General features: G+C 63.8%; 25 protein-coding genes and 1 pseudogene. 18 read left to right on the plus strand and 8 right to left on the minus strand.

What is annotated here, in order from left to right:
* The first annotated feature begins 5 nt into the window (after positions 1-5).
* Entirely contained in the window at positions 6-1,271 is a 1,266-nt protein-coding gene (locus WA237_RS07555; protein ID WP_336097229.1) for a glutamate-5-semialdehyde dehydrogenase, read from the plus strand.
* Here the strand turns inward: WA237_RS07555 and WA237_RS07560 are convergent.
* Positions 1,268-1,864, minus strand: a complete 597-nt coding sequence (locus WA237_RS07560; RefSeq protein WP_336097230.1) for a histidine phosphotransferase family protein — start codon at positions 1,862-1,864, stop codon at positions 1,268-1,270. The genes WA237_RS07555 and WA237_RS07560 overlap by 4 nt on opposite strands.
* Positions 1,865-1,893: 29 nt before the next feature.
* Between WA237_RS07560 and WA237_RS07565 the strand changes: the two genes are divergently transcribed.
* The 3 genes from WA237_RS07565 to WA237_RS07575 all read left to right on the plus strand — a co-directional run bounded on the left by WA237_RS07565 (position 1,894) and on the right by WA237_RS07575 (position 3,853).
* Positions 1,894-2,097 carry a DUF3553 domain-containing protein gene (locus WA237_RS07565; protein WP_083780941.1) on the plus strand — a complete coding sequence of 68 codons (204 nt, stop codon included), beginning with the start codon at positions 1,894-1,896 and terminating at the stop codon, positions 2,095-2,097.
* Between the two features lie 158 nt (positions 2,098-2,255).
* Positions 2,256-3,020, plus strand: a complete 765-nt coding sequence (locus tag WA237_RS07570; protein WP_336097231.1) for a GNAT family N-acetyltransferase — start codon at positions 2,256-2,258, stop codon at positions 3,018-3,020.
* Positions 3,017-3,853, plus strand: coding sequence for a lysophospholipid acyltransferase family protein (locus tag WA237_RS07575; protein WP_336097232.1), 837 nt, complete (start codon positions 3,017-3,019; stop codon positions 3,851-3,853). Before WA237_RS07570 ends, WA237_RS07575 begins: the two co-directional genes overlap by 4 nt.
* Positions 3,854-3,967: 114 nt before the next feature.
* Here WA237_RS07575 and WA237_RS07580 read toward each other — a convergent pair whose 3' ends face one another.
* Positions 3,968-4,588 carry a thiamine phosphate synthase gene (locus WA237_RS07580; protein WP_336097233.1) on the minus strand — a complete coding sequence of 207 codons (621 nt, stop codon included), beginning with the start codon at positions 4,586-4,588 and terminating at the stop codon, positions 3,968-3,970.
* A gap of 187 nt (positions 4,589-4,775) precedes the next feature.
* Here WA237_RS07580 and WA237_RS07585 point away from each other — a divergent pair, with 187 nt between their 5' ends.
* The 3 genes from WA237_RS07585 (at position 4,776) to WA237_RS07595 (ending at position 8,221) form a co-directional block, all read left to right on the plus strand.
* Positions 4,776-5,519, plus strand: coding sequence for an RNA methyltransferase (locus WA237_RS07585; protein WP_040618160.1), 744 nt, complete (start codon positions 4,776-4,778; stop codon positions 5,517-5,519).
* A gap of 73 nt (positions 5,520-5,592) precedes the next feature.
* Positions 5,593-6,738: a heme A synthase gene (ctaA, locus tag WA237_RS07590; protein ID WP_336097234.1), complete on the plus strand. Its 1,146-nt coding sequence runs from the start codon at positions 5,593-5,595 to the stop codon at positions 6,736-6,738.
* A gap of 1 nt (position 6,739) precedes the next feature.
* Entirely contained in the window at positions 6,740-8,221 is a 1,482-nt protein-coding gene (locus WA237_RS07595; RefSeq protein ID WP_336097235.1) for a carboxypeptidase M32, read from the plus strand.
* Positions 8,222-8,303: 82 nt separating this feature from the next.
* On the opposite strand, the gene gyrA is transcribed toward WA237_RS07595, so the two are convergent.
* On the minus strand, positions 8,304-11,060 hold the full coding sequence (gyrA, locus tag WA237_RS07600) for a DNA gyrase subunit A (protein WP_442970254.1): 2,757 nt from the start codon (positions 11,058-11,060) through the stop codon (positions 8,304-8,306).
* A 228-nt stretch (positions 11,061-11,288) separates the two neighbouring features.
* On the opposite strand from gyrA, the gene WA237_RS07605 reads away from it, so the two are divergent.
* Positions 11,289-11,570 carry an usg protein gene (locus tag WA237_RS07605; RefSeq protein WP_009815221.1) on the plus strand — a complete coding sequence of 94 codons (282 nt, stop codon included), beginning with the start codon at positions 11,289-11,291 and terminating at the stop codon, positions 11,568-11,570.
* A gap of 109 nt (positions 11,571-11,679) precedes the next feature.
* On the opposite strand, the gene WA237_RS07610 is transcribed toward WA237_RS07605, so the two are convergent.
* Both WA237_RS07610 and hemB read right to left on the minus strand, forming a co-directional pair.
* Positions 11,680-12,240, minus strand: a complete 561-nt coding sequence (locus tag WA237_RS07610; RefSeq protein ID WP_009815220.1) for a YSC84-related protein — start codon at positions 12,238-12,240, stop codon at positions 11,680-11,682.
* Positions 12,241-12,363: 123 nt separating this feature from the next.
* Positions 12,364-13,359 carry a porphobilinogen synthase gene (hemB, locus tag WA237_RS07615; RefSeq protein WP_336097237.1) on the minus strand — a complete coding sequence of 332 codons (996 nt, stop codon included), beginning with the start codon at positions 13,357-13,359 and terminating at the stop codon, positions 12,364-12,366.
* Positions 13,360-13,479: 120 nt separating this feature from the next.
* Between hemB and WA237_RS07620 the strand changes: the two genes are divergently transcribed.
* Complete coding sequence (locus WA237_RS07620) at positions 13,480-14,007, plus strand: hypothetical protein (RefSeq protein WP_040618158.1); 528 nt, start codon at positions 13,480-13,482, stop codon at positions 14,005-14,007.
* Between the two features lie 3 nt (positions 14,008-14,010).
* A complete protein-coding gene (mfd, locus tag WA237_RS07625; protein ID WP_336097238.1) occupies positions 14,011-17,472 on the plus strand; it encodes a transcription-repair coupling factor in 3,462 nt (1,153 codons plus the stop codon).
* Positions 17,473-17,523: 51 nt separating this feature from the next.
* Here the strand turns inward: mfd and WA237_RS07630 are convergent, their stop codons facing one another.
* The 3 genes from WA237_RS07630 to WA237_RS07640 all read right to left on the minus strand — a co-directional run bounded on the left by WA237_RS07630 (position 17,524) and on the right by WA237_RS07640 (position 18,969).
* Positions 17,524-17,757: a hypothetical protein gene (locus tag WA237_RS07630; protein ID WP_009815215.1), complete on the minus strand. Its 234-nt coding sequence runs from the start codon at positions 17,755-17,757 to the stop codon at positions 17,524-17,526.
* Between the two features lie 294 nt (positions 17,758-18,051).
* Positions 18,052-18,312 carry a hypothetical protein gene (locus WA237_RS07635; RefSeq protein WP_009815214.1) on the minus strand — a complete coding sequence of 87 codons (261 nt, stop codon included), beginning with the start codon at positions 18,310-18,312 and terminating at the stop codon, positions 18,052-18,054.
* 3 nt (positions 18,313-18,315) lie between these two features.
* Positions 18,316-18,969 carry an alpha/beta hydrolase gene (locus WA237_RS07640; protein WP_009815213.1) on the minus strand — a complete coding sequence of 218 codons (654 nt, stop codon included), beginning with the start codon at positions 18,967-18,969 and terminating at the stop codon, positions 18,316-18,318.
* 155 nt (positions 18,970-19,124) lie between these two features.
* Here WA237_RS07640 and WA237_RS07645 point away from each other — a divergent pair, with 155 nt between their 5' ends.
* The 8 genes and pseudogenes from WA237_RS07645 (at position 19,125) to WA237_RS07680 (ending at position 25,708) form a co-directional block, all read left to right on the plus strand.
* Complete coding sequence (locus WA237_RS07645) at positions 19,125-19,586, plus strand: Rrf2 family transcriptional regulator (protein ID WP_040618157.1); 462 nt, start codon at positions 19,125-19,127, stop codon at positions 19,584-19,586.
* Between the two features lie 145 nt (positions 19,587-19,731).
* Positions 19,732-20,775 (plus strand): cysteine desulfurase family protein, encoded by a 1,044-nt coding sequence (locus WA237_RS07650; protein WP_336097240.1) that lies wholly within the window; start codon positions 19,732-19,734, stop codon positions 20,773-20,775.
* A gap of 19 nt (positions 20,776-20,794) precedes the next feature.
* Positions 20,795-22,318, plus strand: a complete 1,524-nt coding sequence (sufB, locus tag WA237_RS07655) for a Fe-S cluster assembly protein SufB (protein WP_009815210.1) — start codon at positions 20,795-20,797, stop codon at positions 22,316-22,318.
* Between the two features lie 3 nt (positions 22,319-22,321).
* A complete protein-coding gene (locus WA237_RS07660; protein WP_336097241.1) occupies positions 22,322-22,669 on the plus strand; it encodes a hypothetical protein in 348 nt (115 codons plus the stop codon).
* Entirely contained in the window at positions 22,666-23,418 is a 753-nt protein-coding gene (locus tag WA237_RS07665) for an FkbM family methyltransferase (RefSeq protein WP_336097242.1), read from the plus strand. Before WA237_RS07660 ends, WA237_RS07665 begins: the two co-directional genes overlap by 4 nt.
* The gene (locus WA237_RS07670; RefSeq protein WP_336097243.1) at positions 23,415-24,290 is read left to right on the plus strand and encodes a component of SufBCD complex; all 876 of its coding nucleotides are present in this window, start codon (positions 23,415-23,417) and stop codon (positions 24,288-24,290) included. The genes WA237_RS07665 and WA237_RS07670 overlap by 4 nt, the downstream gene beginning before the upstream one ends.
* Positions 24,291-24,342: 52 nt before the next feature.
* Positions 24,343-25,110 carry an FkbM family methyltransferase gene (locus WA237_RS07675; protein ID WP_336097463.1) on the plus strand — a complete coding sequence of 256 codons (768 nt, stop codon included), beginning with the start codon at positions 24,343-24,345 and terminating at the stop codon, positions 25,108-25,110.
* A pseudogene (locus WA237_RS07680) lies at positions 25,107-25,708 on the plus strand (hypothetical protein). The gene WA237_RS07675 and the pseudogene WA237_RS07680 overlap by 4 nt, the downstream one beginning before the upstream one ends.
* Position 25,709: the final 1 nt, after the last annotated feature.

Consider the following 25,709-nt stretch of genomic DNA (forward strand, 5'->3'; position numbering starts at 1 on the left):
AGGACATGAAGGACATGGATGATATTCCCGCGATGATGCAAGCTCTGGGCCGGTCGGCCCGGGATGCCGCACGAGCGCTGGCCATTGCCCCAGCCGCCCAGAAAACCGCCGCCTTGATGGCCGCCGCTGATGCCGTCTGGGCGCGCCGGGAAGAGATCATCGAGGCCAATGGCAAGGATATGGCCTATGGCCGCGACAAGGGGCTGAGCGACGCGATGCTGGATCGCCTGATGCTCGACGAGGCGCGGATCGAGGGGATCTGTGCCGGGCTGCGGGCCGTGGCCGGGCAGGACGATCCGGTGGGCGAAGTGCTGGCGGAATGGGAGCGGCCCACGGGGCTCAGCATTCGTCGGGTGCGGACGCCGCTGGGCGTCGTCGGCGTGATCTATGAGAGCCGTCCCAATGTGACGGCGGATGCCGGGGCGCTCTGCCTCAAATCGGGCAATGCGGTGATCCTGCGCGGCGGGTCTGAGAGCTTTCACAGCTCGGGCGCGATCCATGCTTGTCTGGTCGAGGGGCTGGTGTCGGCGGGTCTGCCGCAGGAGGCCATTCAGCTCGTCCCGACGCGGGATCGGGCGGCGGTGGCGGAGCTGCTGACCATGACCGACTATGTCGATGTGATCGTGCCGCGCGGGGGCAAGGGGCTTGTCGGTCTCGTGCAGCGCGAGGCGCGGGTGCCGGTCTTTGCCCATCTCGAGGGGATCGTGCATATCTATGTCGATGCCGCCGCTGATCCGAAGATGGCGATGGAGGTGGTGCTCAATGCCAAGACGCGGCGCACGGGGATCTGTGGTGCGGCGGAATGCCTGCTCATCCATCGCGATATTGCCGACACGCTGGGCCGGGATCTCATCGAGATGCTGATCGCCGCCGGGGTTGAGGTGCGCGCGGATGAGGGGCTGTCGGGGATTTCCGGGACGGTGCCTGCGGGCGCGGATGACTGGGGGCGCGAATATCTCGACAGTATCATCGCGGCGCGTGTGGTGGATGGGGTGCAAGAGGCGATTGGGCATATCGCGCGCTTTGGCTCGAACCACACGGATTGCATCCTGACCGAGGATGCGGCGGCGGTGGAGGTCTTCTTTGCCGAGGTGGACAGTGCCATCGTGATGCACAATGCTTCGACCCAGTTTGCCGATGGCGGTGAATTTGGCATGGGGGCCGAGATTGGCATCGCGACGGGCAAGATGCACGCGCGCGGGCCGGTCGGGGCGGCGCAGCTCACCAGTTTCAAATATCAGGTGACCGGGCGCGGATCGGTGCGAGCCTAAATCGAGATTTTCGCATAATCGTCAGTATGTTGCGCGGATAATTTCAAGTCGTTTCTCTGGGCCGTATGCGGCAGCAATGCGAATTGCACCTCGGCGGGCGGCAGGTCCTCGGGGATTGGGCGGCCGTCGAGGAGCGACCAATAGGGATCATGGGCGCGCAGGCCCTCGGATTGGGTGGTGATCGCCAAAGCCGGGCCATGGGGCGCGACGCGGATCTCGCCACCATAGGGCAGGCAACGGTCGAGGCAGAGAATGGCGAGGCAGGCGGCCTTGGCGCGGGGGCGGATCAGCGTCTCTTCGACCTCCCAGGTCACGCGGAGCGGGCCGGGAAAGCAGTGGCGGAGCAGCGATGCCATCTCGGGGGCGCTGACGGCCTGATCCTTGTGCGCGGCGCCAAAGGCCAGTCGGAAGAAGCGAATGCGGCTTGTGGCCTGGGCGGCGCTGTCGCGGATCAGGGTGAACTCCGCGCCTTGGGCGCTGTGGGCCAGATCGAGCAATTCGAGCCCGTTGTTGATCGCGCCGACCGGGCTGATCAAATCATGGCAGATGCGGGAGACTATGAGCCCTGAGAGTTTCGCGGTAGTTTGATCCATAAAGTCTTGATCACTAAGGGAATGGGGATATGGCGGGCGGAGATGAATTTCTGGAGCCGGGCATGCGGGTCGAACATCCGCAACAGCCCGATTGGGGCATCGGCGAAGTGCAGTCGAACATCGGCGGGCGGGTCACTGTGAACTTTCCTGAAATAGGGAAAATCGTCATAGAAACCTCCCGTGTCGCATTGCACCCCGTTTTTGATGCCGAGACAAGGTTACCAAAAGGTTAATAGCCCGGTGGGATTAGGGCGGAATTCCGACATTGTGGGCAATGGGTGACAGAAGGCGCGGGTCAAGACGCGGCTTGCTGCGGGCAAAGGGGCATTGGGTGGGCAAAAACTTTGCTGTATAAGCGTCGAACAGGCCGAGAGCGGGGAGCTAGACCTAGGTGAATGTGACGACACGGCCCGAATTTGAGGTTCGGCTGGCAGATGGGGAAGACGATATCCGAGCCGCGCAGGCCCTACGGTATCGTGTATTCGTTAATGAATTGGGAAGCGACGGGGCCCTGGTCGACCATGAGGCGGGGCTCGAGCGGGATGCGTTCGATGCGCATTGCGATCACCTGCTGCTCATCGACAAGGCGGCGGGGGATGCGGTGGTCGGGGTCTACCGTCTGTTGCAGCGCGCGGGCGCCGAGGCCGCCGGGCAGTTTTATTCCGAGAGCGAATATGATCTCGCGCCGCTGTTAAAATCGGGGCGTAACCTGTTGGAATTGGGCCGGTCGTGCCTCGATCCGGCCTATCGTGGCGGGGCGGCGATGCACCATCTCTGGCAGGGCTTGGCACAGTATGTCGAGACCAATGAAATCGAAGTTCTGTTTGGGGTTGCGAGCTTTCACGGGACCGATGCCGAGGCGCTGGCCGAGCCGTTGTCGCTGCTCTATCACCGGCATCGCGCGCCAGAGGGGCTGCGGCCGCGGGCGGTGAACTATCAGCCGATGGATCTGATGCCAGCGGAGCAGATCGACCGGCGGCGGGCGATGCTGCAGGTGCCGGCGCTGATCAAGGCCTATCTGCGCTTGGGCGGGTTCGTGGGCGACGGGGCCTATGTGGATCACGCGTTCAACACCATTGATGTGTGCCTCATCATGGACACCGAGCGCATGTGCTCGGCGCGAAAAAGCATTTATTCCCGTGAGGTTGCCGAGTGAATGTGACCTGGGAAGGGGGCGGCGACGAGACGCCCGTCCGGATCAGCGCGGCGGGCTGGCTGCGGGTTGGGCTGCGGGCGCTGGCGCTGAGCACCATCTTGCTGGCCGGGGTGATCGTGAAGCTGCTGCTGCGGCTGATTGAATACCCGATTTTTCGCGAAAAACGCCCGATAACCCCTTGGGTGACAAGGACAGTGTGCCGTCAGGCGCTCTGGGTGATCGGGCTGCGTCTGCGGGTCATTGGGCGTCCGATGAAGATGCGCGGGGCCTGGGTGGCTAACCATGCGTCATGGCTCGATATTTTCGTGCTGAACGCGGTCAAGTCGGTCTATTTCGTGTCCAAGGCCGAGGTGGCGAGATGGCCGGGGATCGGGTTCCTGGCGAAGATCACCGGGACGGTGTTTATCGCGCGGGATCCGCGGCAGGCGAAGGCGCAGACGGCGCTGTTCGTTGAGCGGCTCCGGGCGGGGCATCGATTGGTGTTTTTTCCCGAAGGCACCTCGACGGATGGGTTCCGGGTTTTGCCTTTTAAAACAACGCTCTTTCAGTCGTTCTTTACCGAGGAATTGCGCGGGGAGATGGCCATTCAGCCGGTCAGTGTGGTCTATCATGCGCCGGAGGGCGAAGACCCGAGATTCTATGGCTGGTGGGGCGATATGAGCTTTGGCGCGCATCTGCTCAAGACCCTGTCGGCGGGGCGGCGTGGACGGGTCGAGCTGCGCTATCATAGCCCTGTAAAATTGGCGGATGCGGTGGATCGCAAGGCGCTGGCGCGGGAGCTGGAAGAGGCGGTGCGCGGCGGCATGCCCGAGGCGCGGCGGGTCGCGAGCTAGGCCGCGTTAACCCTGAAAATGCGGGGTCGGCAAGTCGTCGGTATTACGTCGGTAAAGCGACAGTGCGCCAATTTGTGGCAAGGACAGTCCTTGCCACAAGGTACGCAGGTCGATTTAGCCCATGGCAGCGGCGAGGCGCGACAGTTCGGCGAGCGGGTCGTCGCTGGCCCAGATCTCGTCGCCGATGGCGAAGAAATCGGTGACCGGGGCGAGGGCCGCGATGCGTTCGGCGTCGAGCGCGCCTTCGGCCACGACGGGCACTTCGATCATCTGGCTCCACCAGTCAAAAAGCTCATGCTCGGCCTGGGCACCGTCGCCGAGCGAGGTGACGCCCGCGGGGCCGAAGCTGATGTAATCGGCACCCGCCTCGCCGGCGGACATGCCGTCATGGCGCGAGGTGCCGCAGAAGGCGCCGACGATGGCGTCGGGACCGAGGGTCTTGCGCGCCGAGCGGACCGAGCGGGTGCCATCGGTGAGATGGACGCCGTCGAGCCCGAGCCGTTCCACCAGCATCACGTGATTGTCGATGACCAGCGCCACGTCGCGGGGCAGGGTCACTTCGCGGCAGGCATCGGCCGCGCGGGCGATGCGGTCTTCGTCATGGCTCGCCAGCGCGAGACGCAGGCAGGCGGTTTCATGCGCGTCGAGCGCCGCCGCGAGCTGATCGGGGAAGCGGGACAGCTCGATCTCGGCGGGGGTGATCAGATAGAGCTTTGGCGTGTCTGGCTCGGCCATGGGAAACCTCTTTTGATTTGGCCCGCTATAGCGGGGAAAACCCTTGCGGTCCATGGGGCTGCGGGCCGGCGGGACCGGTTTTGCGCGATTTTGGCGCGGTTTGTCCGGTCTCGGCGCGAGTTGCGGCGCGAGAGGGGTTTTCGCCCTTGGCGGTTCGGCTTATGACGCAAGCCCAAGGAGACCAGATATGCCAAGCGATACCCCCCAGCCTTCTTTCGTGCTCGTCCGTCCGCAGATGGGCGAGAATATCGGTGCGGCGGCCCGTGCCATGTGGAATTTCGGGCTCGACCGGATGCGGCTCGTGAGCCCGCGTGACGGCTGGCCCAACCCGAAGGCGGTGGCGATGGCGAGCGGCGCGGGGCGGCTGCTCGATGAGGCGCAACTGGTCGAGGATGTGGATGCGGCGGTGGCGGATACGAGTTTCGTCTTTGCCACCACGGCGCGGTCGCGGGAGATGACCAAGCCGGTCTACACGCCCGAGGCCGCGATGAAGCTCGCGGCCGAGAAGATCGCGGGCGGCGAGCGGGTGGCGGTTTTGTTCGGGCCGGAGCGCGCGGGGCTTGAGAATGACGATGTGGCGCGGGCCAATGCGATCATCAACGTGCCGGTCAATCCGCAGTTTGCCTCGCTCAACCTCGCGCAATGTGTGCTGCTGGTGGGCTATGAATGGATGCGCCAGCAGAGTGATGTGGCGCCGGTGCAGGAGGGGCTTGGCGATACGCAATGGGCGTCGCGCGACGAGATTGCCAAGCTCGCCGAGCATTACGAGGAGCGGATGGAAGAGGCCGGGTTCTTCTTTCCCGAGCACAAGGCCGCCAATATGCGCCGCAACCTGCGCAATTTCTGGTCGCGGATGCCGCTCACCCAGGCCGATATCCGGATGATGCATGGGGTGATGCGTCAGATGGTCCGCTGGAAGGACCGTGGTTGACCACGCCATAAGATGGCACAGTATATCCGAGGGGATGCGCGGGCAGAGCCCGGGCCAAGCATGAGGTGACGCGATGAGCGGCAAGCGCAGCATTTTCGAAGAGGTGGGCCAAGATGCGCCCGGGGGGCGGCAAGCGGCGGCCAAGGGCGTGATCGATCGCGGGCGCGGCGGCGCGCGGGGCGCGATCCGGGTCTGGCTCATGGGGCTCTTTGCGCTGGTGCTGGCGATGATCGTGGTGGGCGGGTTGACCCGGCTCACCGATAGCGGCCTGTCGATCACCGAATGGCGGCCCATCACCGGCGCGCTGCCGCCGATGAACACCGCCGACTGGCAGGCGGAATTTGCCAAGTATCAGGCGATCCCCGAGTTTCAGATCCAGAACCAATGGATGCAGCTTGAGGATTTCAAATCCATCTATTGGTGGGAATGGGGTCATCGGCAGCTTGGCCGGGTGATCGGGCTGGTTTGGGCGCTTGGCTTTTTCGGCTTTCTGGCGGCGAAGAAAATGCCCACCGGCTGGAGCAAGCGGCTCTTGGGGCTGGGTCTTTTGGGCGGGCTGCAGGGGGCTGTGGGCTGGTGGATGGTGCATTCGGGGCTGCAGGGCAGCATGACCGATGTGGCCTCGTACCGGCTCGCGACGCATCTTGGGCTGGCCTTCGTGATCCTCGGGCTCATCGCGTGGTATGTGATGCTCTTGGGGCGCGAGGAGCGCGAGTTGATGCAGGCGCGGCGCGGCAAGGAGCGCAAGCTCTATGGGATGTCGACGGGGCTTTTGCATTTCGCGTTCCTGCAGATCCTCATCGGGGCGCTGGTGGCCGGGATCGACGCCGGGCGCAGCTATACCGATTGGCCGCTGATGGCCGGGGGCGTGTTGCCGCCCGAGCCTTTCATGATCGAGCCGTGGTGGCGGAATTTCTTTGAAAATCCGGGTCTTGTGCAGTTCATCCACCGGGTGACCGGCTATCTCATCTTTGCCTTTGGCATCGTGGTCTGGCTGCGCGGTCGCAAGAGCGCCCATCGCGCCACGCGGCTGGCGTTTCACGCGGCCTTCATCGCCATGCTCTTGCAGGTGGCGATCGGCATTCACACGGTGATGAGCGGCGCGCCTTGGCATATCGCGATCCTGCATCAGATCCTGGCCGTGGTGTTCTTTGTTCTGATCCTGCGGGCGCGGTTCCTGAGCCTCTATCCGCGGGCGCAATCGGTGCGGGACGCGTAAGATGGGGGCCTATGCGGAGCTGATCGCCTATCAGCGCGAGACCGAGGCGCTGGGCCAGGTGGCCGGGCGGCTGAGCTGGGACCAAGAGACGATGATGCCGCGCGGCGCGGCGGCGCAGCGGGCCGAGGAATCGGCGGCGATGCAGGGCGTGTTGCATGCGCGGCGCAGCGATCCGCGGATTGCCGACTGGTTGGCGGCGGCGGGGGCGGAGCTTGCGCAAGACGACACGGTCGCGCGGGCGCAGCTGCGCGAGATCCGGCGCGGCTATGAGCGGACGCTCAAGGTGCCGGCGGCGCTGGCCATGGCCTTGGCGCGGGAGACGGCGCTGGCGCAGGGGATCTGGGCCGAGGCGCGGGCCGAGGAGGATGTGGCGCGGTTTCTGCCGGCGCTTTCGGAGGTGCTGCGGCTGCGGCGTGAAGAGGGTGCGGCGCTCGCCGGGGCTGGGGGCGATGCCTATGACGCGCTCTTGCAGGATTACGAGCCGGAGGCGACGGCGGCGGAGCTTGCGGCCATGTTCGGCGCGATGCGGCCGCGTCTTGTGGCGCTGCGCGACAAGGTGCAGGGCGCGGGCGAGGTGCCGGGGCTTTCGGGCGCGTTCGACACGGCGCTGCAGCTTGAGCTCTGCCGGGAGCTGGCGCTGGCCTTTGGTTATGATCTCAACCGGGGGCGGATTGACCGGGCGGTGCATCCGTTTTCCTCGGGCTCGGGGGCGGATGTGCGGATCACCACACGGACCGACCCGCGCGATCCGTTCAACTGTCTCTATTCGACGATCCATGAGGTGGGACACGCCTGCTATGAACAGGCGGTCGATCCCGATTTCGGGCTGAGCGCGCTGGGCCGGGGTGTGTCGATGGGGGTGCATGAGAGCCAAAGCCGGATCTATGAGAACCAGTTGGGCCGGAGCCGGGCGTTTTGTGGCTGGCTCTATGGCCGGATGCGCGACAAGTTCGGCGATTTCGGCGTGGCGGATGAAGAGGCGTTTTTCCGCGTCGTGAACCGGCTTGGCCGGGGCTATATCCGGACGGAAGCCGATGAGGTGCAGTATAATCTGCACGTGCTGTTGCGGTTCGATCTCGAGCGGGCGCTGGTGGCGGGGGATCTGCGGCCCGGCGATCTGGAGGCCGCATGGAACGACCGGTTTCAGCGCGATTTCGGCTATGCAGTGCCGAAGCCCTCGCAGGGCGTGTTGCAGGATGTGCATTGGTCGGTGGGGCTTTTCGGCTATTTCCCGACCTATAGTCTCGGCAATCTCTATGCGGGCTGTCTTCATGCGGCGTTGCGCCGGGACCTGCCCGATCTCGACGCGGATCTGGCGCGGGGCGATCCGTCGCGCGCGACCGGCTGGCTGCGCGAGAAGGTGCAGCGGCACGGGGCGCTTTACGGGCCGCGCGAGGTGATCGAGCGGGCCTGTGGCGCGGCCCCGAGCGAGGCGCCGCTTCTGGAGTATCTCGAAGAGAAATTCACGCCTTTCGCGGGGTGAACCGCGTCCGGTGATTGGCTAAACGAAAAGCCCCGCCAGGTTGCTGGCGGGGCTTTTGGGTATTTGAAACCAGAAAGAGGGATCAGTCCTGATCGGGGGTCGATGGGTCCTGAGCCTCGGTTTGGTTTTCGGTTTGCGCCTCATCTTCGTCCTCGTCGCCGCGATCGGCGATCCAGGCGACCGAGACCACCTCTTCGTTCTTGCCGGTGTTGAAGACGCGGACGCCGCCGGCGCTGCGCGAGCGGAAGGAGATGCCATCGACGGGGATGCGGATCGACTGGCCCTTGGAGGTGGCGAGCATGACCTGATCGGGCATTTCCACCGGGAAACAGGCGATGATCGGGCCGTTCGACATGGATTTGGTCCAGGCGGTGACGCCGAGTCCGCCACGGCCGCGCACTGGGTAGTCATGGCTCGAGCTGAGCTTGCCCGCGCCCTTGGCGGTGATGGTGAGAATGAGATTCTCGACCGCCGACATTTCGGCATAGCGTTCGGGGCTGAGCTGACCTGCGACGGCGGTTTCATCCTCGTCGTCGGAGGCGGCCTCGTCCTCGGTCAGGCCCGCCATCAGGCGGCGCTGTTTGAGATAGGCGACGCGTTCCTCGGAGCTGGCCTCGAAATGGCGGATGACCGACATCGAGACGACCTTGTCCTCGCCCGAGAGGCGGATGCCGCGCACGCCCACCGAATTGCGCGAGTTGAAGACCCGCACATCCGTGGTCGGAAAGCGGATGGCGCGGCCCGAGTTGGTCACCAGCATCACATCATCCTCTTCGGAACAGATGCGGGCGTTGATCAGGCTCATGCCGGCGTTTTCATCCTCGAATTTCATCGCGATCTTGCCGTTGGATTTCACATTGGTGAAATCCGAGAGCCGGTTGCGGCGCACGGTGCCGGCATCGGTGGCAAAGACGATCTGCAAATCATTCCATTCCTCTTCGGGACGGTCGACGGGCATGATCGCCGCGACAGAGACCCCGGTGGGAATGGGCAGGATGTTGACAATGGCCTTGCCCTTGGCAGTGCGGCCGCCTTGCGGCAGGCGCCATGTCTTGAGCTTGTAGGCCATGCCGTCGGTGGTGAAGAACAGAAGCTGGGTATGGGTGTTGGCGACGAAGAGCGTGGTGACCACGTCCTCTTCCTTCGTCTGCATGCCCGAGAGCCCCTTGCCGCCGCGCTTCTGGGCGCGGAAATCGGCCAGAGCGGTGCGTTTGATATAGCCGCCGGAGGTGACCGTCACGACCATCTCTTCGCGCTCGATCAGGTCTTCGTCATCCATGTCACCGGACCAGTCGGTGATCTCGGTGCGGCGCGGCACGGCGAATTGGTCACGGACCTCGCGCAGCTCGTCTGCGATGATCTCCATGATCCGTTCGCGTGAGGCGAGGATGGCGAGATATTCCTTGATCTTGGCGGCGAGCTCTTGCAGCTCGTCGGTGACTTCCTTGACGCCGAGCTGGGTCAGGCGCTGCAGCCGCAATTCGAGAATGGCGCGGGCCTGGGTTTCCGACAGGTTATAGGTGCCGTCGTCATTGGCGCGGTGGGTCGGATCGTCGATCAGCGCGATATATTCGAGGATGTCGCCCGCGGGCCAGCGCCGCTCCATCAGCTTTTGCCGTGCCTCAGCGGCATCGGCAGAGGAGCGGATGGTCGCGACCACCTCGTCGACATTGCTCACCGCGACGGCCAGACCACAGAGGATATGGCTGCGTTCGCGGGCCTTGCGCAGGTCATAGGCGGTGCGGCGGGCGACCACCTCTTCGCGGAAGGCGATGAAGGCGGTGAGAAAGCCGCGCAGGGTGAGCTGTTCGGGGCGGCCGCCATTGAGGGCGAGCATGTTGCAGCCAAAGGAGGTCTGCATCGGCGTGAAGCGGAAGAGCTGGTTCAGCACCACTTCGGCGGTGGCGTCGCGCTTCAGCTCGACCACGACGCGGACGCCGTTGCGGTCGCTTTCATCCTGCACATGGGCGATGCCCTCGATGCGTTTCTCGCGGGCGGCTTCGGCGATCTTCTCGATCATCGAGGCCTTGTTCACCTGATAGGGGATTTCGTCGATGACGATGGCCCAGCGGTCGCGGCGGATTTCCTCGACCCGGGTCTTGGCGCGGATGATGACCGAGCCGCGGCCCTCGAGATAGGCCTTTCGTGCGCCGGACCGGCCGAGCATGATCGCGCCGGTGGGGAAATCGGGGCCGGGGACATAATCGATGAGTTCTTCCGAGCTCAGATCCGGATTGTCGATGAGCGCCAGCGTGGCATCGACCACTTCGCCAAGGTTATGCGGCGGGATATTGGTCGCCATGCCGACGGCGATGCCGCCCGCGCCATTGACGAGCATATTGGGGAAGCGCGCCGGCAGGACGGTGGGTTCGCGGTCCTTGCCGTCGTAATTGTCCTGGAAATTGACCGTGTCTTTTTCGATATCGGCCAGCAGGGCGCTGGCCGGTTTGTCCATGCGGACCTCGGTATAGCGCATTGCGGCGGCGTTATCGCCATCCATCGAGCCAAAGTTGCCCTGACCGTCGAGCAGCGGCAGCGACATGGAGAAATCCTGCGCCATGCGGACCAGCGCGTCATAGATCGCGCTGTCGCCATGGGGGTGGTATTTACCCATGACATCGCCGACGGGCCGGGCCGATTTGCGATAGGGTTTGTCATGGGTGTTGCCGGTTTCATGCATCGCATAGAGGATGCGCCGGTGCACCGGTTTCAACCCATCGCGCAGATCGGGAATGGCACGGCTGACGATCACCGACATGGCGTAATCGAGGTAGGAGGTCTTCATCTCCTCTTCGATTGTCACGGCCGGACCATCGTAAACCGGGCGCTCGGCGGGAATTTCGTCTGTGTCTTCAGGGGGTTGCGACTTATCGCTCACGTCAGGGCCTGCTGTCTATATATAGTTGATGGGACTATATCAGACCCCGGATGCGGGGTGCAATGGCGCATCACGCCGGGATTTGGCAGCCACTGGGTTGGGTGGCTAACACATTGTTTTCATTGAAAAGTAAAGTTTTTGTGGCAAGCTGGTGAAAGGGGGGTGTTAGAGCAGCGAAAGGAGCAGGAAATGCCCAACCCGAAAGACATGAGCGAGACCGAGCTGATGCTCAAGGGATATGGTCTGACCACGGCCGAATTCTTTTACCACATGCCGGACCATATCCATGTGCTCAACAGCTATATCTGGCAGGATTACGATGTGGCGCCGGATCATCCGAGACTTTTTGAATTCATCGAGTTCTGGCAGCGCGAGCTGGACGGCCCGTTGCATTCGGTGCGGTTCAGCCATCGCAAGATGATCTCACCCGGAGAATGGCGCAATGTGGTGGGGGAATTCACCCTGCATTGAGCCTGAGGGCGCGGCTTTGGCGCGGCCTGTGCCTCTTTCTGGATATAAATACCCAAAACGCCCGGCCTGAGGCCGGGCGCAAGGGTGCTGATTTGGGCGCGTGGCCCGATCAGGGAATGATGCGGGTGTATTTCATGCCTTCGAGCGACACGCCGGCCAAGAGACCGGCCTGACCAAAGATCACCGCCACCACCGGCGAGGTCGATGTGGTGGTTTCGGCGCGGATGTTTTCGCCCTGATCGCGGAAGGCGTATTCGATGTCGGCGCCCGCCGCCCAGCCCGAGGCGCGGCGGAATTTCGACAGCGCGTCATCGGTCATGAAGAACAGCACATGGGCGAATTGCTGGGCGCCGATCTGGAGCCCGACGCTGCCCTTGGTGGCCGAGTAGTAATCGACGGTCGAGCCGCCGATGCGCAGCGCGCCACGGCCATAGCCGCCGCCGATGCCGAGCCCGGCCTCGGTGACCAGCGGCATGACCAGCATGCCGGTGGATTTATCCGCGAGGCTGCGGGTGTTGGGGTAGGTGTTGTAGAGATAGTTCAGCGTGGTGTCGACGCGGGCGTCGATCCGTTCGGAACCGCGTGATCCCACGCCATTGCCGCAAGCGGCGAGAAGCGGGGTGGCGGCGAGGGCGCCCAGCGTGAAGCTGCGTCGGGAAACTGTGCTCATGGTCTTGCCTGTAATTGTTGCCTGAAAGCAGCCGACCTTTGGATGGCCGATCTGCCGTCACTATAGGCGGAAGCCTGCCATCTGTCACCCCGCAACGGGGTTTTGGGCGAGATGCCGCCCGGTTTAGCCGAGCGCGCGGGCGATGCGCGGGGCGAAATAGGTCAGGATGCCGTCACAGCCGGCGCGTTTGAAGGCCATCAGGCTTTCGGCCATGGCGCGGTCGCCGTCGATCCAGCCGTTCTGGGCGGCGGCCATGATCATCGCATATTCACCCGACACCTGATAGGCGAAGGTGGGCGCGCCAAAGGCGTCCTTGGCGCGGCGGCAGATGTCGAGATAGGGCATGCCGGGCTTGACCATGATCATATCCGCGCCTTCAGACAGATCGCGTTCGATGAGGCGCAGCGCCTCGTCGGAATTGGCGGGGTTCATCTGATAGGTGCGTTTGTCGCCCTTGAGCGCGCCAGCCGCGCCCACCGCATCGCGGAACGGGCCATAGAAGGCCGAGGCGTATTTGGCGGAATAGCTCATCAGGCAGGTGTCTTGGTGGCCCGCCTCTTCGAGGGCGCGGCGGATGGCGCCGATGCGGCCGTCCATCATGTCGGAGGGGCCGATGATGTCGACCCCCGCCTCGGCCTGGCTCAGCGCCTGACGGATGAGCGCCGCCACGGTTTCGTCATTGACGATGCGCCCGTCGCGAACAAACCCGTCATGACCGGTGTCGGAATAGGGATCGAGCGCCACATCGGTCATGATGGCGATCTCGGGCACCGCGGCTTTGATGGCGCGGGTGGCGCGGTTGCTCAGGTTCTCGGGGTTCCAGGCCTCGGCGCAATCCGCGGTGCGGTTGGCGGTCGAGGTATAGGGAAAGAGGCAGAGCGCCGGGATGCCGAGATCGGCCGCCTCGCGGGCGGCCTCGACGGCGCGGTCGATGCTGAGCCGGTTGACGCCGGGCATCGAGGCCACGGGATCGCTCACGCCCTCGCCATCGCACAGAAAGATCGGCCAGATCAGATCGCCCACGGTGAGCGTGTTTTCCTGCACGAGGTCGCGCAGCGCGGCGCTCGCCCGGGGGCGGCGCAGGCGGGTCAGGGGGAAGGGAGCTTGGGTCGGGCGCATGGATCGGCTCGTGTTTGGTCCTTTTGCCCTCACTCGCACGATATTTTCGCCATCTCAAGGGTAGGAATTGCCGCGGAGCGGCGCTAAGAGGTTTGTCTGAGGCAGAACCGAGGCGGCACAGTGGACTGGTATACAGCGGTTTTCGAACTGATCGACATGCGCAGCTTTTCGAACCTGTGGTTCTGGATTGCGCTGGCGGTGATGTGGTCGACGGTCAATCACTGGGTTCTTGGCGTGCCCTATGACATGATCCTGCGGGCGCGTCGGGCCAAGGGCGAGACGGGCCAGGATTTCGAGGATCTGGTGCGGATCAATGTCAATCGCATCCTGCTGATTGCCGAGGAATCCGGTGTGCTGCTGGTGGGGTTCGCCTCGTTCATGCTGACGGCGCTGGTGCTCTTGGGCTTTGTCTATGACCGCGAGTTCGCGCAGGCGCTGGTGCTATTGGGCACGCCGATGACGCTGGTGGCGTGGCTGGTGGTGCGCACGGCGCGGGCCATTCGGGCGCGCGATCTGCATGGGCCGGATCTGGTCAAGCGGCTGTCGCGGCACCGGGTGATGACGCAGGTGATCGGGATCATCTCGCTTTTCATCACCGCGATGTGGGGCATGTTGCAGAATTTCTCGAGTTCGGCGCTGGGCGGGTAGGCCATGGCAGAACAGTCCAAATTCACGGTCGGCGGCGCGCCCGAGGGGTTCGACGCGCGGCTCATCCTTCAGGAAAGCGACAAGAGCGGCGGCCCGGTCATCCATGTGGCGCGGGACGACAAGCGGATGGTCGCGATGCAGGCGGCGCTGCGGTTCTTCGCGCCCGATCTGCCGGTCATCACCTTTCCGGGCTGGGATTGTCTGCCCTATGATCGGGTGTCGCCCAATGCCGATATTTCGGCGACGCGGATGGCGACGCTGGCGGCGCTGGCGCATGGCATGTCGGGGCGGTTCGTGCTGCTCACCACGCTCAATGCCGCGACCCAGAAACTGCCGGCGCGCGAGGTGCTGCAAAGCGCCGCCTTTGCCGCACAGGTGGGCGAGCGGATCGACGAAGAGGCGCTCAGGGCGTTTCTGGTGCGGATGGGGTTCACCCAAGCGCCGACGGTGACCGAGCCCGGCGATTACGCGATCCGGGGCGGCATCATCGACATTTATTCGCCGGGCGATGCGGGGCCGGTGCGGCTCGATCTTTTTGGCGATGTGCTCGACGGGGTGCGGCGGTTTGATCCGGCGACCCAGCGCACGGTGGCCAAGCTCGACCAGATCGAGCTCGCCCCTGTGTCGGAGGTCATTCTCGACGAGGCGGCGATCACCCGGTTCCGGCAGAATTACCGGATCGAGTTCGGCGCGGCGGGCACTGATGATCCGCTCTATGAGGCGGTGAGCGCGGGGCGCAAGCATCAGGGCATCGAGCATTGGCTGCCGTTCTTTCACGCGCGGCTCGAGACGCTGTTTGACTATCTGCCGGGGGCGAGTGTCACGCTCGACGATCAGAGCGCCGCGATGCGCGATGCGCGATGGGTGTCGGTGGTCGATCAATATGAGACGCGGCAGCATGCGCTCAAGACCAAGGGGCGCGACGAGACGATCTATAAGCCGGTGCCGCCCGGTCAGCTCTATCTCGATGGGGCGGGCTGGGATGCGGCGGTGGCGGGGCGGCGGGTGCTGGCCTTTAGCCCCTTGCCGCAGGCGCCGGGGCCGGGGATCATCGATGCGGGCGCGCGGGTCGGTCGCAATTTCTCGCCCGAGCGGCAGCAGGAGGATGTGAACCTCTTTGCCGCGCTGAAAACCCATGTCGAGGCGCGGATGAGCGCCGGGCCGGTGCTCATCGCGGCCTATTCCGAGGGCGCGCGCGAGCGGCTTGAGGGGCTTGTCGAGGATGAGGGGCTGCTTGGGGCGGTGAGTGTCACCGATGCCAAGGGGCTGCGCGGGCAGGGGCTCTATCTCACGGTCTGGGGGCTCGAGCACGGTTTCGAGACGCCCGATCTCACGGTGATTGCCGAGCAGGATATTCTCGGCGACCGGTTGATCCGCGCGCCCAAGCGGCGGCGCAAGGCCGAGAATTTCCTCACCGAGGCGCAGAGCCTCAGCCCCGGCGATCTGGTGGTGCATGTGGATCACGGCATCGGGCGCTATCACGGGATGGAAGTGATCAGCGCGGCGGGCGCGGCGCATGAATGTCTGTTGCTCGAATATGCCGAGAACGCGCGGCTCTACCTGCCGGTGGAGAATATCGAGCTGTTGAGCCGCTATGGCCATGACGAGGGCTTGCTCGACCGGCTCGGGGGTGGCGCGTGGCAGGCCAAGAAGGCCAAGCTCAAGGAGCGCATCCGCGAGATGGCGGACCGGCTCATCCGGGTGGCGGCGGAGCGGGCGCTGCGCAAGGCGCCGGTGCTCGAGCCTGAACATCACGCCTGGGAGGCGTTTTCGGCGCGCTTCCCCTATCAGGAGACCGATGACCAGCTTGGCGCGATCTCGGATGTGATGGAGGATCTCGGCTCGGGGCGGCCGATGGATCGGCTGATCTGTGGTGACGTGGGCTTTGGCAAGACCGAGGTGGCGATGCGCGCGGCCTTTGTCGCGGCCATGTCCGGCCAGCAGGTGGCGGTGATCGCGCCCACGACATTGCTGGCGCGGCAGCATTATCAGAGCTTTGCCGAGCGGTTTCGGGGCTTTCCGGTCAATGTCGCGCCGCTGTCGCGGTTCGTGTCGGCGGGCGAGGCGGCGAAGACCCGCGAGGGCCTCGCGCGCGGCAAGGTCGATATCGTGGTGGGCACCCATGCGCTCTTGGCCAAGTCGGTGCGGTTCGAGAACCTCGGGCTCTTGATCATCGACGAAGAGCAGCGTTTTGGCGTGGCGCATAAGGAGCGGCTCAAGCAGATGCGGTCGGATGTGCATGTGCTGACGCTGTCGGCGACGCCCATTCCGCGCACCTTGCAGCTGTCGCTGTCGGGGGTGCGCGATCTGTCGATCATTGGCACGCCGCCGGTGGACCGGCTGTCGATCCGCACCTATGTGAGCGAATTCGACCGGGTGACCGTGCGCGAGGCGCTGTTGCGCGAGCATTACCGGGGCGGGCAGAGTTTCTATGTGGTGCCGCGTGTCAGCGATCTGCCCGAGATCGAAGAGTTCCTGCGCAACGAAGTGCCCGAGGTCACGTTCGCGGTGGCCCATGGCCAGATGGCGGCGGGTGAGCTCGATGCGCGGATGAACGCGTTTTATGACGGCAAATATGATGTGCTGCTGGCCACGACGATTGTTGAATCCGGTCTCGATATTCCGCGCGCCAATACGATGATCGTGCATCGGGCGGATATGTTCGGGCTGGCGCAGCTCTATCAGATCCGCGGGCGCGTCGGGCGGTCGAAGCTGCGGGCCTATGCGTATCTGACGACGAAACCGCGGGTCAAGCTCACCCCGGCGGCGGAAAAGCGGCTGCGCGTCTTGTCGTCGCTCGACACGTTGGGGGCCGGGTTCACGCTCGCCAGTCAGGATCTCGACATTCGCGGGGCGGGCAATCTGCTTGGAGAGGAGCAATCCGGCCAGATGCGCGATGTGGGCTATGAGCTCTATCAATCGATGCTCGAAGAGGCGATTGCCAAGATCAAATCGGGCGATCTCGAGGGCTTGAGCGAGGCGGATGGGCAATGGGCGCCGCAGATCAATCTCGGCGTGCCGGTGCTCATCCCCGAAGACTATGTGCCCGATCTCGATGTGCGGCTCGGGCTCTATCGGCGGCTCAGCGGGCTTGAGACCAAGGTCGAGCTGGAAGGCTTTGCCGCCGAGCTGATCGACCGGTTCGGTAAGCTGCCGCGCGAGGTCAACACGCTGCTTCTGGTGGTGCGGATCAAGGCCATGTGCAAGAAGGCCGGGATCGCCAAGCTCGACGGCGGGCCGAAGGGCGCGACGATCCAGTTCCACAACGACAAATTCGCCTCGCCGCAGGGGCTTGTGGAATTCGTGCAGGCGCAGGACGGGCTGGCCAAGATCCGCGACAACAAGATCGTGGTGCGCCGCGACTGGCGCAAGGATGGCGACAAGATCAAGGGGGCCTTTGCCATTGCCCGTGATCTGGCCGAGAAGGTCGTCGCCGAGAAGAAACGCACCTCCGCACAAAAATGAACGCGGCCCCCGGGGTGGGGACCGCGTTGCTGTCAGGGGTGTTGACCGGGCTTAGCGGTCGCGGCTTTCGTCGCGCTCAAAGCCGTTGGGCAGGGTGTAGCCGCGGCGCTCGTCGGGCTCGAAGCCGTTCGGCAGGGCGCCGATATGCTCGGGCTGGTCGAAGCCGTTGGGCAGCGCGCCGATGTGCTGATCCTGGCCGAAGCCGTTGGGCAGGGCGTCAGGCACTGCGGCAAAGGCCGGGGCTGCGAGGGCGATGAGGGTGGCGGTGGTTGCAAGAATACGCATGATGTTTGTCCTTCGTGTGTCTCTGTGTGTCTGTTGTTCAGGCGGCGGTGTGTCGCCGTTTGTGAGACAGCAAATGGGGGTGGCCCAAGGGAATGAAATAGGCTCACGCTCGCGTGTGATGGGCCGTGAGAACTGGCTCACGGAGACGCGATGGGGATGTGTCAGTTTTGTGAAGGTGGGGGGCTTGTCCGTGATCGCGCGCGTTCTAAGGACGGGGGCGGACTGCAACAAAAAAGGCGGTCAGGGACCGACCGCCTTGGGGAAGTTTTTTTGCGGCTTGAGCCCGTGTTTTCGCTACTCGGGCTGTTTCGCCGCGCCGGCCTTGGCCTCTTGTTCGGCCTTGAAGGCGCGGGCGCGTTCCATCAGCAGGGCGCGGGCCTTGATATTGGCGCGGCGGACGCGGATCGCAGTGAGAAACGCCTCTTCGGCGGTTTGCGACGAGGCCCCGAGGACGCCGACGATATCGGCGATGATCTTTTCATCCCCGCCGGTCGCGTCGATGTATTTGATCACATCGCGGGCCAGTTCGTCGGCAAGATCCTCGGCAACCCCCATGGCTCAGCGCGTGCCTTCGGTGAGGCGGCGTTTCACATAGCCGGTGACGGTGTCGATCATCGTGTCCATATGGGGCTCTTCGAAGAAATGGCCGGAGCCTTCGAGCTCTTCATGGGTGACGGTGATGCCTTGCTGTTCCTGCAGCTTGGCGACGAGCGTCTGGGTGTCGGCAGGCGGCGCCACGCGGTCATTGGTGCCGTTGATGATCAGCCCGGAGGACGGGCAGGGCGCGAGGAAGGAGAAATCATACATATTCGCCGGCGGCGAGACCGAGACAAAGCCGGTGATCTCGGGGCGGCGCATCAAGAGCTGCATCCCGATCCAGGCGCCAAAGGAGAAGCCCGCGACCCAGCAATGTTTGGAATTGGCATTCATCGACTGCAGATAGTCGAGCGCCGAGGCGGCATCCGAGAGCTCGCCCACGCCTTGATCATATTCGCCCTGGCTGCGCCCGACGCCGCGGAAATTGAACCGCAGCACGGTGAAGCCCATGTTGTAGAAGGCGTAATGGAGATTATAGACAACCTTGTTGTTCATCGTCCCGCCAAACTGCGGATGCGGGTGCAGGACGATGGCGATCGGGGCGTCTCTTTCCTTTTGCGGGTGGTAGCGGCCTTCGAGACGGCCTTCGGGGCCGGGAAAGATAACCTCGGGCATGGTGGTCCTTTGTCCTTTCACGAAAGTGCGGCCATTCTTGACGGAGCGGCCCGGTCACTTTAGAACTGTTCTAAACACTTTTCGCCTGTGCAGATGCGTTTCATGCAGATACGCAATGCGCGGCGGAAGGTCAATCATTTGCAGGAGTTGCAGCGGTGAAGCTAAGCACGAAGGGACGCTATGCGATGGTCGCCCTGGCGGATATCGCGATGCAGGAGGCCAATGGGCTGGTGACGCTGGGCGATGTGTCGCGGCGTCAGGATATTTCGCTGCCCTATCTCGAGCAGCTTTTCGTCAAGCTGCGGCGGGCCGAGCTGGTGGCTTCGGTGCGGGGGCCGGGCGGTGGCTATCGGCTGGCCCGACCGCCGTCGGAAATCCGGGTGGCCGAGATCCTCGCCGCCGTAGATGAGACGGTCGATGCGCTGCACAAGGGCGCCGGGGCCTCGGGGGCGGCGAGCGGATCGCGGGCGCAATCGATGACCAACCGGCTCTGGGAAGGGCTCAGCGCGCATGTCTATGTGTTCCTGCATCAGACGCGGCTCTCGGATGTGATCGAGAATGAGCTGGCGCCCTGTCCGGCGGTGCCGACGCTTTTCGCGGTGGTGGACGAGGAATGAGCGGCGCGGTGTTGTTTGCTGGGAATGTAAGACGGGGGGCGCTGCCCGCTGGAAAAGTAAGTCGGGGGGCGCTGCCCCCCGGGACCCCCCGGGATATTTTGGGCCAGAAGAAGGCGGGGCGGGTGTGTCAGGAGGTGGTGCGGCTATGACGCGGGTCTATCTCGATCATAATGCCACGGCACCGCTGCGGCCCGAGGCGCGGGCGGCGATGCTGGCGGCGATGGATCTTGTCGGCAACCCGTCGAGCGTTCATGCCGAGGGGCGCGCGGCAAAGTCGCTCATGGAGCGGGCGCGCGGTCAGGTGGCGGCGGCCTTGGGGGCCGAGGGCGCGGATGTGATCTTTACCTCGGGCGCCACCGAGGCGGCGGCGCTGGCCTGTGCCGGGCGGGGCCTTTTTGGGGCCGGGGTCGAGCATGACGCGGTGCGCGAATGGATCGACGAGACGCTGGCAGTGGATGCGGCGGGGCAGGTGACGGTGCGCGAGCCGGGCCGCAGCGCGCTGCAGCTCGCCAATTCCGAGACCGGGGTTGTTCAGACGCTGCCGCAGGGGCTGGCGGTGTGCGACATGACGCAGGGCTTTGGCAAACTGCCGCTGGCCTTCAACTGGGCGGGCTGCGAGATGGCGCTGATCTCGGCGCATAAGATCGGCGGGCCGAAAGGGATCGGCGCGCTGGTGATCAAGCGCGGCACCGATCTGGCGGCGCAGATCCGCGGCGGCGGGCAGGAAATGGGACGCCGCTCGGGGACCGAGAACCTCATCGGGATTGCCGGGTTCGGGGCAGCGGCGGAGGCGGCGGCGCGCGACCTTGCTGACGGGGCTTGGCAGCAGGTCGAGGAATTTAGAAACATTCTAGAAAATGCGCTTGTGGAATCGTCTAAAGAGACTATTTTTGTCGGGAAATCGGGGCCACGCCTGCCCAATACCTCTTGCTTCGTGACCGATGGCTGGAAGGGCGAAACGCAGGTGATGGCGCTTGATCTGGCGGGGTTTGCCGTATCGGCGGGCAGCGCCTGTTCCAGTGGCAAGACGCGCGCGAGCCATGTTCTGCGATGCATGGGGCTGAGCGAGAGCCAGGCGGGCTGTGCCCTGCGCGTGTCGCTTGGACCGGGGATCACCGAGGACGAGATTTACCGCTTTGCCGAAACTTGGGCGAAGCTGAGAGAAAGACATCGCGCCCGAGCGGCGTGAGAGGATGAGGAGAGACGAAATGGCTGCCCTTGACGATGTGCAAGTGAAGGAAGGCGTGGACCAGGAGACCGTGGATGCGGTCCGTGAGGTCGGTGGCGCGTATAAATACGGCTGGAACACCGATATCGAGATGGAATACGCCCCCAAGGGTCTGACGCCCGATATCGTGCGGCTGATCTCGGAGAAGAACGAAGAGCCCGCGTGGATGACCGAATGGCGGCTCGAGGCCTATGAGCGCTGGCTGACCAAGGAAGAGCCCGATTGGGCGATGGTCGATTACCCGGAGATCGATTTCCAGGACCAGTATTACTATGCCCGTCCGAAAAGCATGGAAGTGAAGCCGAAGTCGCTCGACGAGGTCGATCCCAAGCTGCTGGCGACCTATGAAAAGCTCGGTATTCCGCTCAAGGAGCAGATGATCCTCGCGGGCGTCGAAGGCGCCGAGGATGCGCCGGCCGAGGGCCGCAAGGTGGCCGTCGACGCGGTGTTCGATTCCGTGTCGGTGGGCACCACATTCCAGGCCGAGCTCAAGAAAGCCGGGGTGATCTTTTGCTCGATCTCCGAGGCCATTCGCGAGCATCCCGAGCTGGTGAAGAAATATCTCGGCTCGGTCGTGCCGGTCAGCGACAATTTCTATGCGACGCTCAACAGCGCGGTGTTTTCCGATGGCTCGTTTGTTTACGTGCCGCCGGGGGTGCGCTGTCCGATGGAGCTCTCGACCTATTTCCGCATCAACGCGGAGAACACCGGCCAGTTCGAGCGCACGCTCATCATCGCCGACAAGGGCAGCTATGTGAGCTATCTCGAGGGCTGTACCGCGCCGCAGCGCGACACCAGCCAGCTTCACGCCGCGGTGGTGGAGATCATCATCGAGGAAGACGCCGAGGTGAAATACTCGACCGTTCAGAACTGGTATCCCGGCGATGAGAACGGCAAGGGCGGCATCTACAACTTTGTCACCAAGCGTGCCGATTGCCGCGGCGACCGGGCCAAGATCATGTGGACCCAGGTCGAGACCGGCTCGGCGGTGACGTGGAAATACCCGAGCTGCATCCTGCGTGGCGACGACAGTCAGGGCGAGTTCTATTCCATCGCCATCGCCAACAACATGCAGCAGGCCGACACCGGCACCAAGATGATCCATCTGGGCAAGCGCACCAAGTCGCGCATCGTCTCCAAGGGGATCAGCGCGGGCCGGGCGCAGAACACCTATCGCGGTCTCGTGTCGATGCATCCCAAGGCCAAGGAAAGCCGCAACTATACGCAATGCGACAGCCTGCTCATCGGCAGTGACTGTGGCGCGCATACGGTCCCCTATATCGAGGTCAAGAACAACTCGAGCCGGGTGGAACATGAGGCGACCACGTCGAAAGTGGATGACGACCAGATGTTCTATTGCCGTCAGCGCGGCATGGACGAGGAAGAGGCCGTGGCGCTGGTTGTAAACGGGTTCTGCAAGGATGTGCTTCAGGCGCTGCCGATGGAGTTTGCCATGGAAGCGCAGCAGCTTGTGGCGATCAGCCTCGAAGGGTCCGTGGGGTAACCTGTGTCGAGCAATCTGGAGAACCACCAGATCCCGCAAAGCCGGGAGGGCGCCGATCTCATGGCTTATGTCGTGGCGTTCGTGGTGTTCTCCGTGGGCTTTACGGTGCTGGTGGCTTTCCTGTTTGACGCTTGGCATTTCCCGACCTGGGTGTTGTTTGCCGGGGGCGTTCTGGGTGCGGGGCTCGCCATTGCCCTGAGATGGCGGGCCAAGCGGGCGCGTGCGCGCCGCCGAGAGGCGTGGCTCCGCGAAAAGGCCGCGTTGGCCGAGGCAGAGACCGCGCGCCAGATGGATGAGATGTACGGTAAGGCATCTAATGTGCCTAAGGTGAGTAGTGGAGTATCGGAATGAGTTTGGAACGACATCAATTGGTTGTGGAGGCCGATGATCGGCTGCGCGAGACGGGGGCCTATGTGGCGCCTCAGGCGCAGATCGTGCGGGCCTCGCATTTGGGCGAAGCGGTGTATTTCACCGTCGAAAATCCGCGTGACGTCATCCAGTCCGAACATCGTTCCGGGCGGTTCTATGAGCTCGAAGAGCTGGCGATCATCGCGCGTTATTTCCCTCTGGGCGGTCGGTTTCTCGATATCGGCGCGAATGTGGGCAATCATTCGGTCTATGTGGCCAAGTTCCTGCGGGCGTCGCGTGTGGCGATGGTCGAGCCGAACCCGTTGGCGATCCCATTGCTGCAGTCGAATATCTTTCTCAACGGGCTCGAAGGGGTCTGTGAGCGGCGTTACCTGGGCTATGGGCTGTCGGATGGCGGGGCCGAGACGGCCTTTATCCGCACCGGCAAGGACAATCTCGGCGGGGCGCGGGTCAAGGAGGGCGAGGGCGATGTGCCGCTGCGCACCGGCGATCAGCTCTTTGGGACGCAGGAATTCGACCTGATCAAGATCGATGTCGAAGGCATGGAAATGAAGGTTCTGGCGGGGCTCGCCGGCTATCTCGCGGCCTATCCGACGCGGATTTTCATCGAGGTCGACAAGGGTAATTATAGCGCCTTTGACGAATGGGTCGCGGCCAAGGGCTATCGCGTTCTGGAGACGTTTCAGCGCTATCCGTCGAACACCAATTTCATGATCGAGAAAACGTCATGAGCTCGGTCGTCGCAATCCGTACCAACCGCTGGACCTCGGAAGAGGAACGGCTTGTCGCCAATCTGCAGCAGGCCAAGGGCGAGGATGTGGTCGTGGTGTTCCACAACCGGCCCGAGGGGGTCGTGCCGCCGGTGCCGGTGATCGATCTGAACGATCAGGTCTGTGAGGCGATGGGGCTTGGCCTGCCGCATGACTGGGGCTGGCGCTGTGGCGATTATTTCTACTATGCGCTGCGCGCGGCGCGGCCTGAGTATGAGTTTTACTGGCTGGTGGAACCGGATGTGATGTTCACCGGCGATCCGAGCAGTTTCTTTGCCGCCTTCGAGGGGGATGAGCGCGATCTTCTTGGCGTGTCGCCGGGGCCGTTCGAGAATAAGGCGCATCCGTTCCTGAGCACATTGCAGCATCTCGAGCCCTATCGGGCGATCTTTGCGCTGACGCGGTTTTCGGGGCGGGCCCTGGACCGGTTGCTGCCGCAGCGGCAGGCGTCGGCCAAGGTGCCAAAGCTGGTCAGGAAATTCGCCAATGACGAGTTCTTTACCTTTTCGACGGTGCAGGCCGATCCCGAGCTGAGCATCGGCGATCTGGTCGAGGGCGCGCCGAGCTGGTTCGACGGGGCCTATGTGGAATCCGATCCGGATCTGCTCATCGATCTGGTGCGGGATGACGAGAGCCTGCGCGACAAGGTGTTCCACCCGGTCAAGACCAAGGAGTTTTGGATGACGTCGGTGGCGCATCGGCTCAGCAATAAGACCGCGTTTCTGAAACATATGGTGCCGTCTCTCAAGAAGCTTAGCGATGAGGAGATCGAGGCCATGGCGCAGATGGCCCATGACAATGTGCTTGCGGCGCTGAAGAAGGCGCGGGGCTGAGGCACGGATGACGGTCAGCGCAGATAGTCCCGCAGCTCGTCCCATTGTGACGATGCCCGCACCCGAGGCGACGGATGCGTCCTATTTCGATCTGGGCGCGGCCCTGTCGGATCTGGGGGCTGGGCGGGCGCTGCGCTTTCCGCCGTTCGAGATGGTTTATTGGCCGGATGCGGGGCTTCAGTTCGCGCTCAACATGGCGCGCGATCCGATCCAGAAGGCGCTGCGGGCGGGGCGGTTCTTTGAAGAGGAAGAGCTGGGCCTGCTCGCAGAGCACGTCAAGTCTGGCGCGGAAGTTATTGATATCGGTGCGAATATCGGAAACCACGCTGTCTATTTCGCGACGCGGATGCAGGCGCGGCGGGTGGTGGTGGTCGAGCCCAATCCGCTCGCGCTGGCGCCTTTGGTGGCCAATGTCGTGCTCAACAAGCTTGGCCATGTGATCGACATGGGCGCGCTCGGCATCGGGCTGTCGGACCGCTCCGAGGGTGGTTTTGGCATGAAGCGTCATGACCGCAATCTCGGCGCGACCAAGCTGCGGGCGGGCAAAGGCGGGATCGAGGTGCATCCGGGCGATGCGATCTTTGCCGATGAGACGCCGGATCTGATTAAGATCGACGTGGAAGGTATGGAAATGAAAGTGCTTTCCGGTCTTGAGGAGACGATTGCGCGGAGCCGTCCGGTGATCCTTATCGAGGTCGATGAGGAGAACGCCGACGGGTTCGAGGCGTGGCGTCAAGGCCAAGGCTATCGGATTGTCCGGTCGTTGCGCCATAGCGCCAAGAACTGCAATCATCTGCTGATCCCGGAGGCGGGCGGATGAGTGTGATGGCCCCGGTGACACGTCCCGAGCTGACGTTGCCTGAGGCTGAGGCAGCGCGGCTGCGCGCGGCCTATGAGGGCGCGTCTGTGGTGCTCGAATATGGCAGCGGCGGATCGACCGTGATGGCGGGAGAATTACCGAATACCAAGGTGTTCTCGGTCGAAAGTGATCCGGATTGGGCGGCCATGATGCGCGAGTGGTTCGCGCAGAACCCACCCGCCCAGGGCAGCGAGGTCGACGTGATCTGGGCCGATCTGGGCGAGACGAAGGAATGGGGCTATCCCAAGAACCGCAGCGGCTATATGCGCTATGCGCGCTATCCGCTGGCGGTCTGGGATCTGGATGAGTTTTGCCAGCCCGATGTGGTGCTGGTGGATGGCGGTTTCGGACGGGATGTGCGATGGCGACGGCGCTGCGCACGCAAAAGCCCGTGACGCTGCTCTTTGATGATTATGCCAACCGTGGCCAGTATCATCGGGTCGAACGCTATCTTGGCGCGCCCGAGCTGCATGGCCGCATGGCTGAATTCACCGTGGCACCGAGCACGCTCGACGCCACCGATCTGTTGGAAATCGTGGAAATGATGATCCGGCCCTAAG

It is taken from the genome of Roseovarius sp. CH_XMU1461, assembly GCF_037027165.1.
In the GTDB taxonomy this organism is placed as follows: domain Bacteria; phylum Pseudomonadota; class Alphaproteobacteria; order Rhodobacterales; family Rhodobacteraceae; genus Roseovarius; species Roseovarius nubinhibens.

Excerpts from the sequence above, each read along its gene's own strand:
- WA237_RS07610 (WP_009815220.1), bottom strand. The coding sequence starts at position 12,240 with ATGAGCACAGTTTCCCGACGCAGCTTCACGCTGGGCGCCCTCGCCGCC.
- WA237_RS07670 (WP_336097243.1), top strand. The coding sequence starts at position 23,415 with ATGAGCTCGGTCGTCGCAATCCGTACCAACCGCTGGACCTCGGAAGAG.
- WA237_RS07605 (WP_009815221.1), top strand. The coding sequence starts at position 11,289 with ATGCCCAACCCGAAAGACATGAGCGAGACCGAGCTGATGCTCAAGGGA.
- WA237_RS07595 (WP_336097235.1), top strand. The coding sequence starts at position 6,740 with ATGGGGGCCTATGCGGAGCTGATCGCCTATCAGCGCGAGACCGAGGCG.
- hemB (WP_336097237.1), bottom strand. The coding sequence starts at position 13,359 with ATGCGCCCGACCCAAGCTCCCTTCCCCCTGACCCGCCTGCGCCGCCCC.
- WA237_RS07630 (WP_009815215.1), bottom strand. The coding sequence starts at position 17,757 with ATGCGTATTCTTGCAACCACCGCCACCCTCATCGCCCTCGCAGCCCCG.
- WA237_RS07585 (WP_040618160.1), top strand. The coding sequence starts at position 4,776 with ATGCCAAGCGATACCCCCCAGCCTTCTTTCGTGCTCGTCCGTCCGCAG.
- WA237_RS07665 (WP_336097242.1), top strand. The coding sequence starts at position 22,666 with ATGAGTTTGGAACGACATCAATTGGTTGTGGAGGCCGATGATCGGCTG.
- ctaA (WP_336097234.1), top strand. The coding sequence starts at position 5,593 with ATGAGCGGCAAGCGCAGCATTTTCGAAGAGGTGGGCCAAGATGCGCCC.
- WA237_RS07650 (WP_336097240.1), top strand. The coding sequence starts at position 19,732 with ATGACGCGGGTCTATCTCGATCATAATGCCACGGCACCGCTGCGGCCC.
- sufB (WP_009815210.1), top strand. The coding sequence starts at position 20,795 with ATGGCTGCCCTTGACGATGTGCAAGTGAAGGAAGGCGTGGACCAGGAG.
- WA237_RS07675 (WP_336097463.1), top strand. The coding sequence starts at position 24,343 with ATGCCCGCACCCGAGGCGACGGATGCGTCCTATTTCGATCTGGGCGCG.
- mfd (WP_336097238.1), top strand. The coding sequence starts at position 14,011 with ATGGCAGAACAGTCCAAATTCACGGTCGGCGGCGCGCCCGAGGGGTTC.
- WA237_RS07635 (WP_009815214.1), bottom strand. The coding sequence starts at position 18,312 with ATGGGGGTTGCCGAGGATCTTGCCGACGAACTGGCCCGCGATGTGATC.
- WA237_RS07555 (WP_336097229.1), top strand. The coding sequence starts at position 6 with ATGAAGGACATGGATGATATTCCCGCGATGATGCAAGCTCTGGGCCGG.
- WA237_RS07580 (WP_336097233.1), bottom strand. The coding sequence starts at position 4,588 with ATGGCCGAGCCAGACACGCCAAAGCTCTATCTGATCACCCCCGCCGAG.
- WA237_RS07640 (WP_009815213.1), bottom strand. The coding sequence starts at position 18,969 with ATGCCCGAGGTTATCTTTCCCGGCCCCGAAGGCCGTCTCGAAGGCCGC.
- WA237_RS07565 (WP_083780941.1), top strand. The coding sequence starts at position 1,894 with ATGGCGGGCGGAGATGAATTTCTGGAGCCGGGCATGCGGGTCGAACAT.
- WA237_RS07560 (WP_336097230.1), bottom strand. The coding sequence starts at position 1,864 with ATGGATCAAACTACCGCGAAACTCTCAGGGCTCATAGTCTCCCGCATC.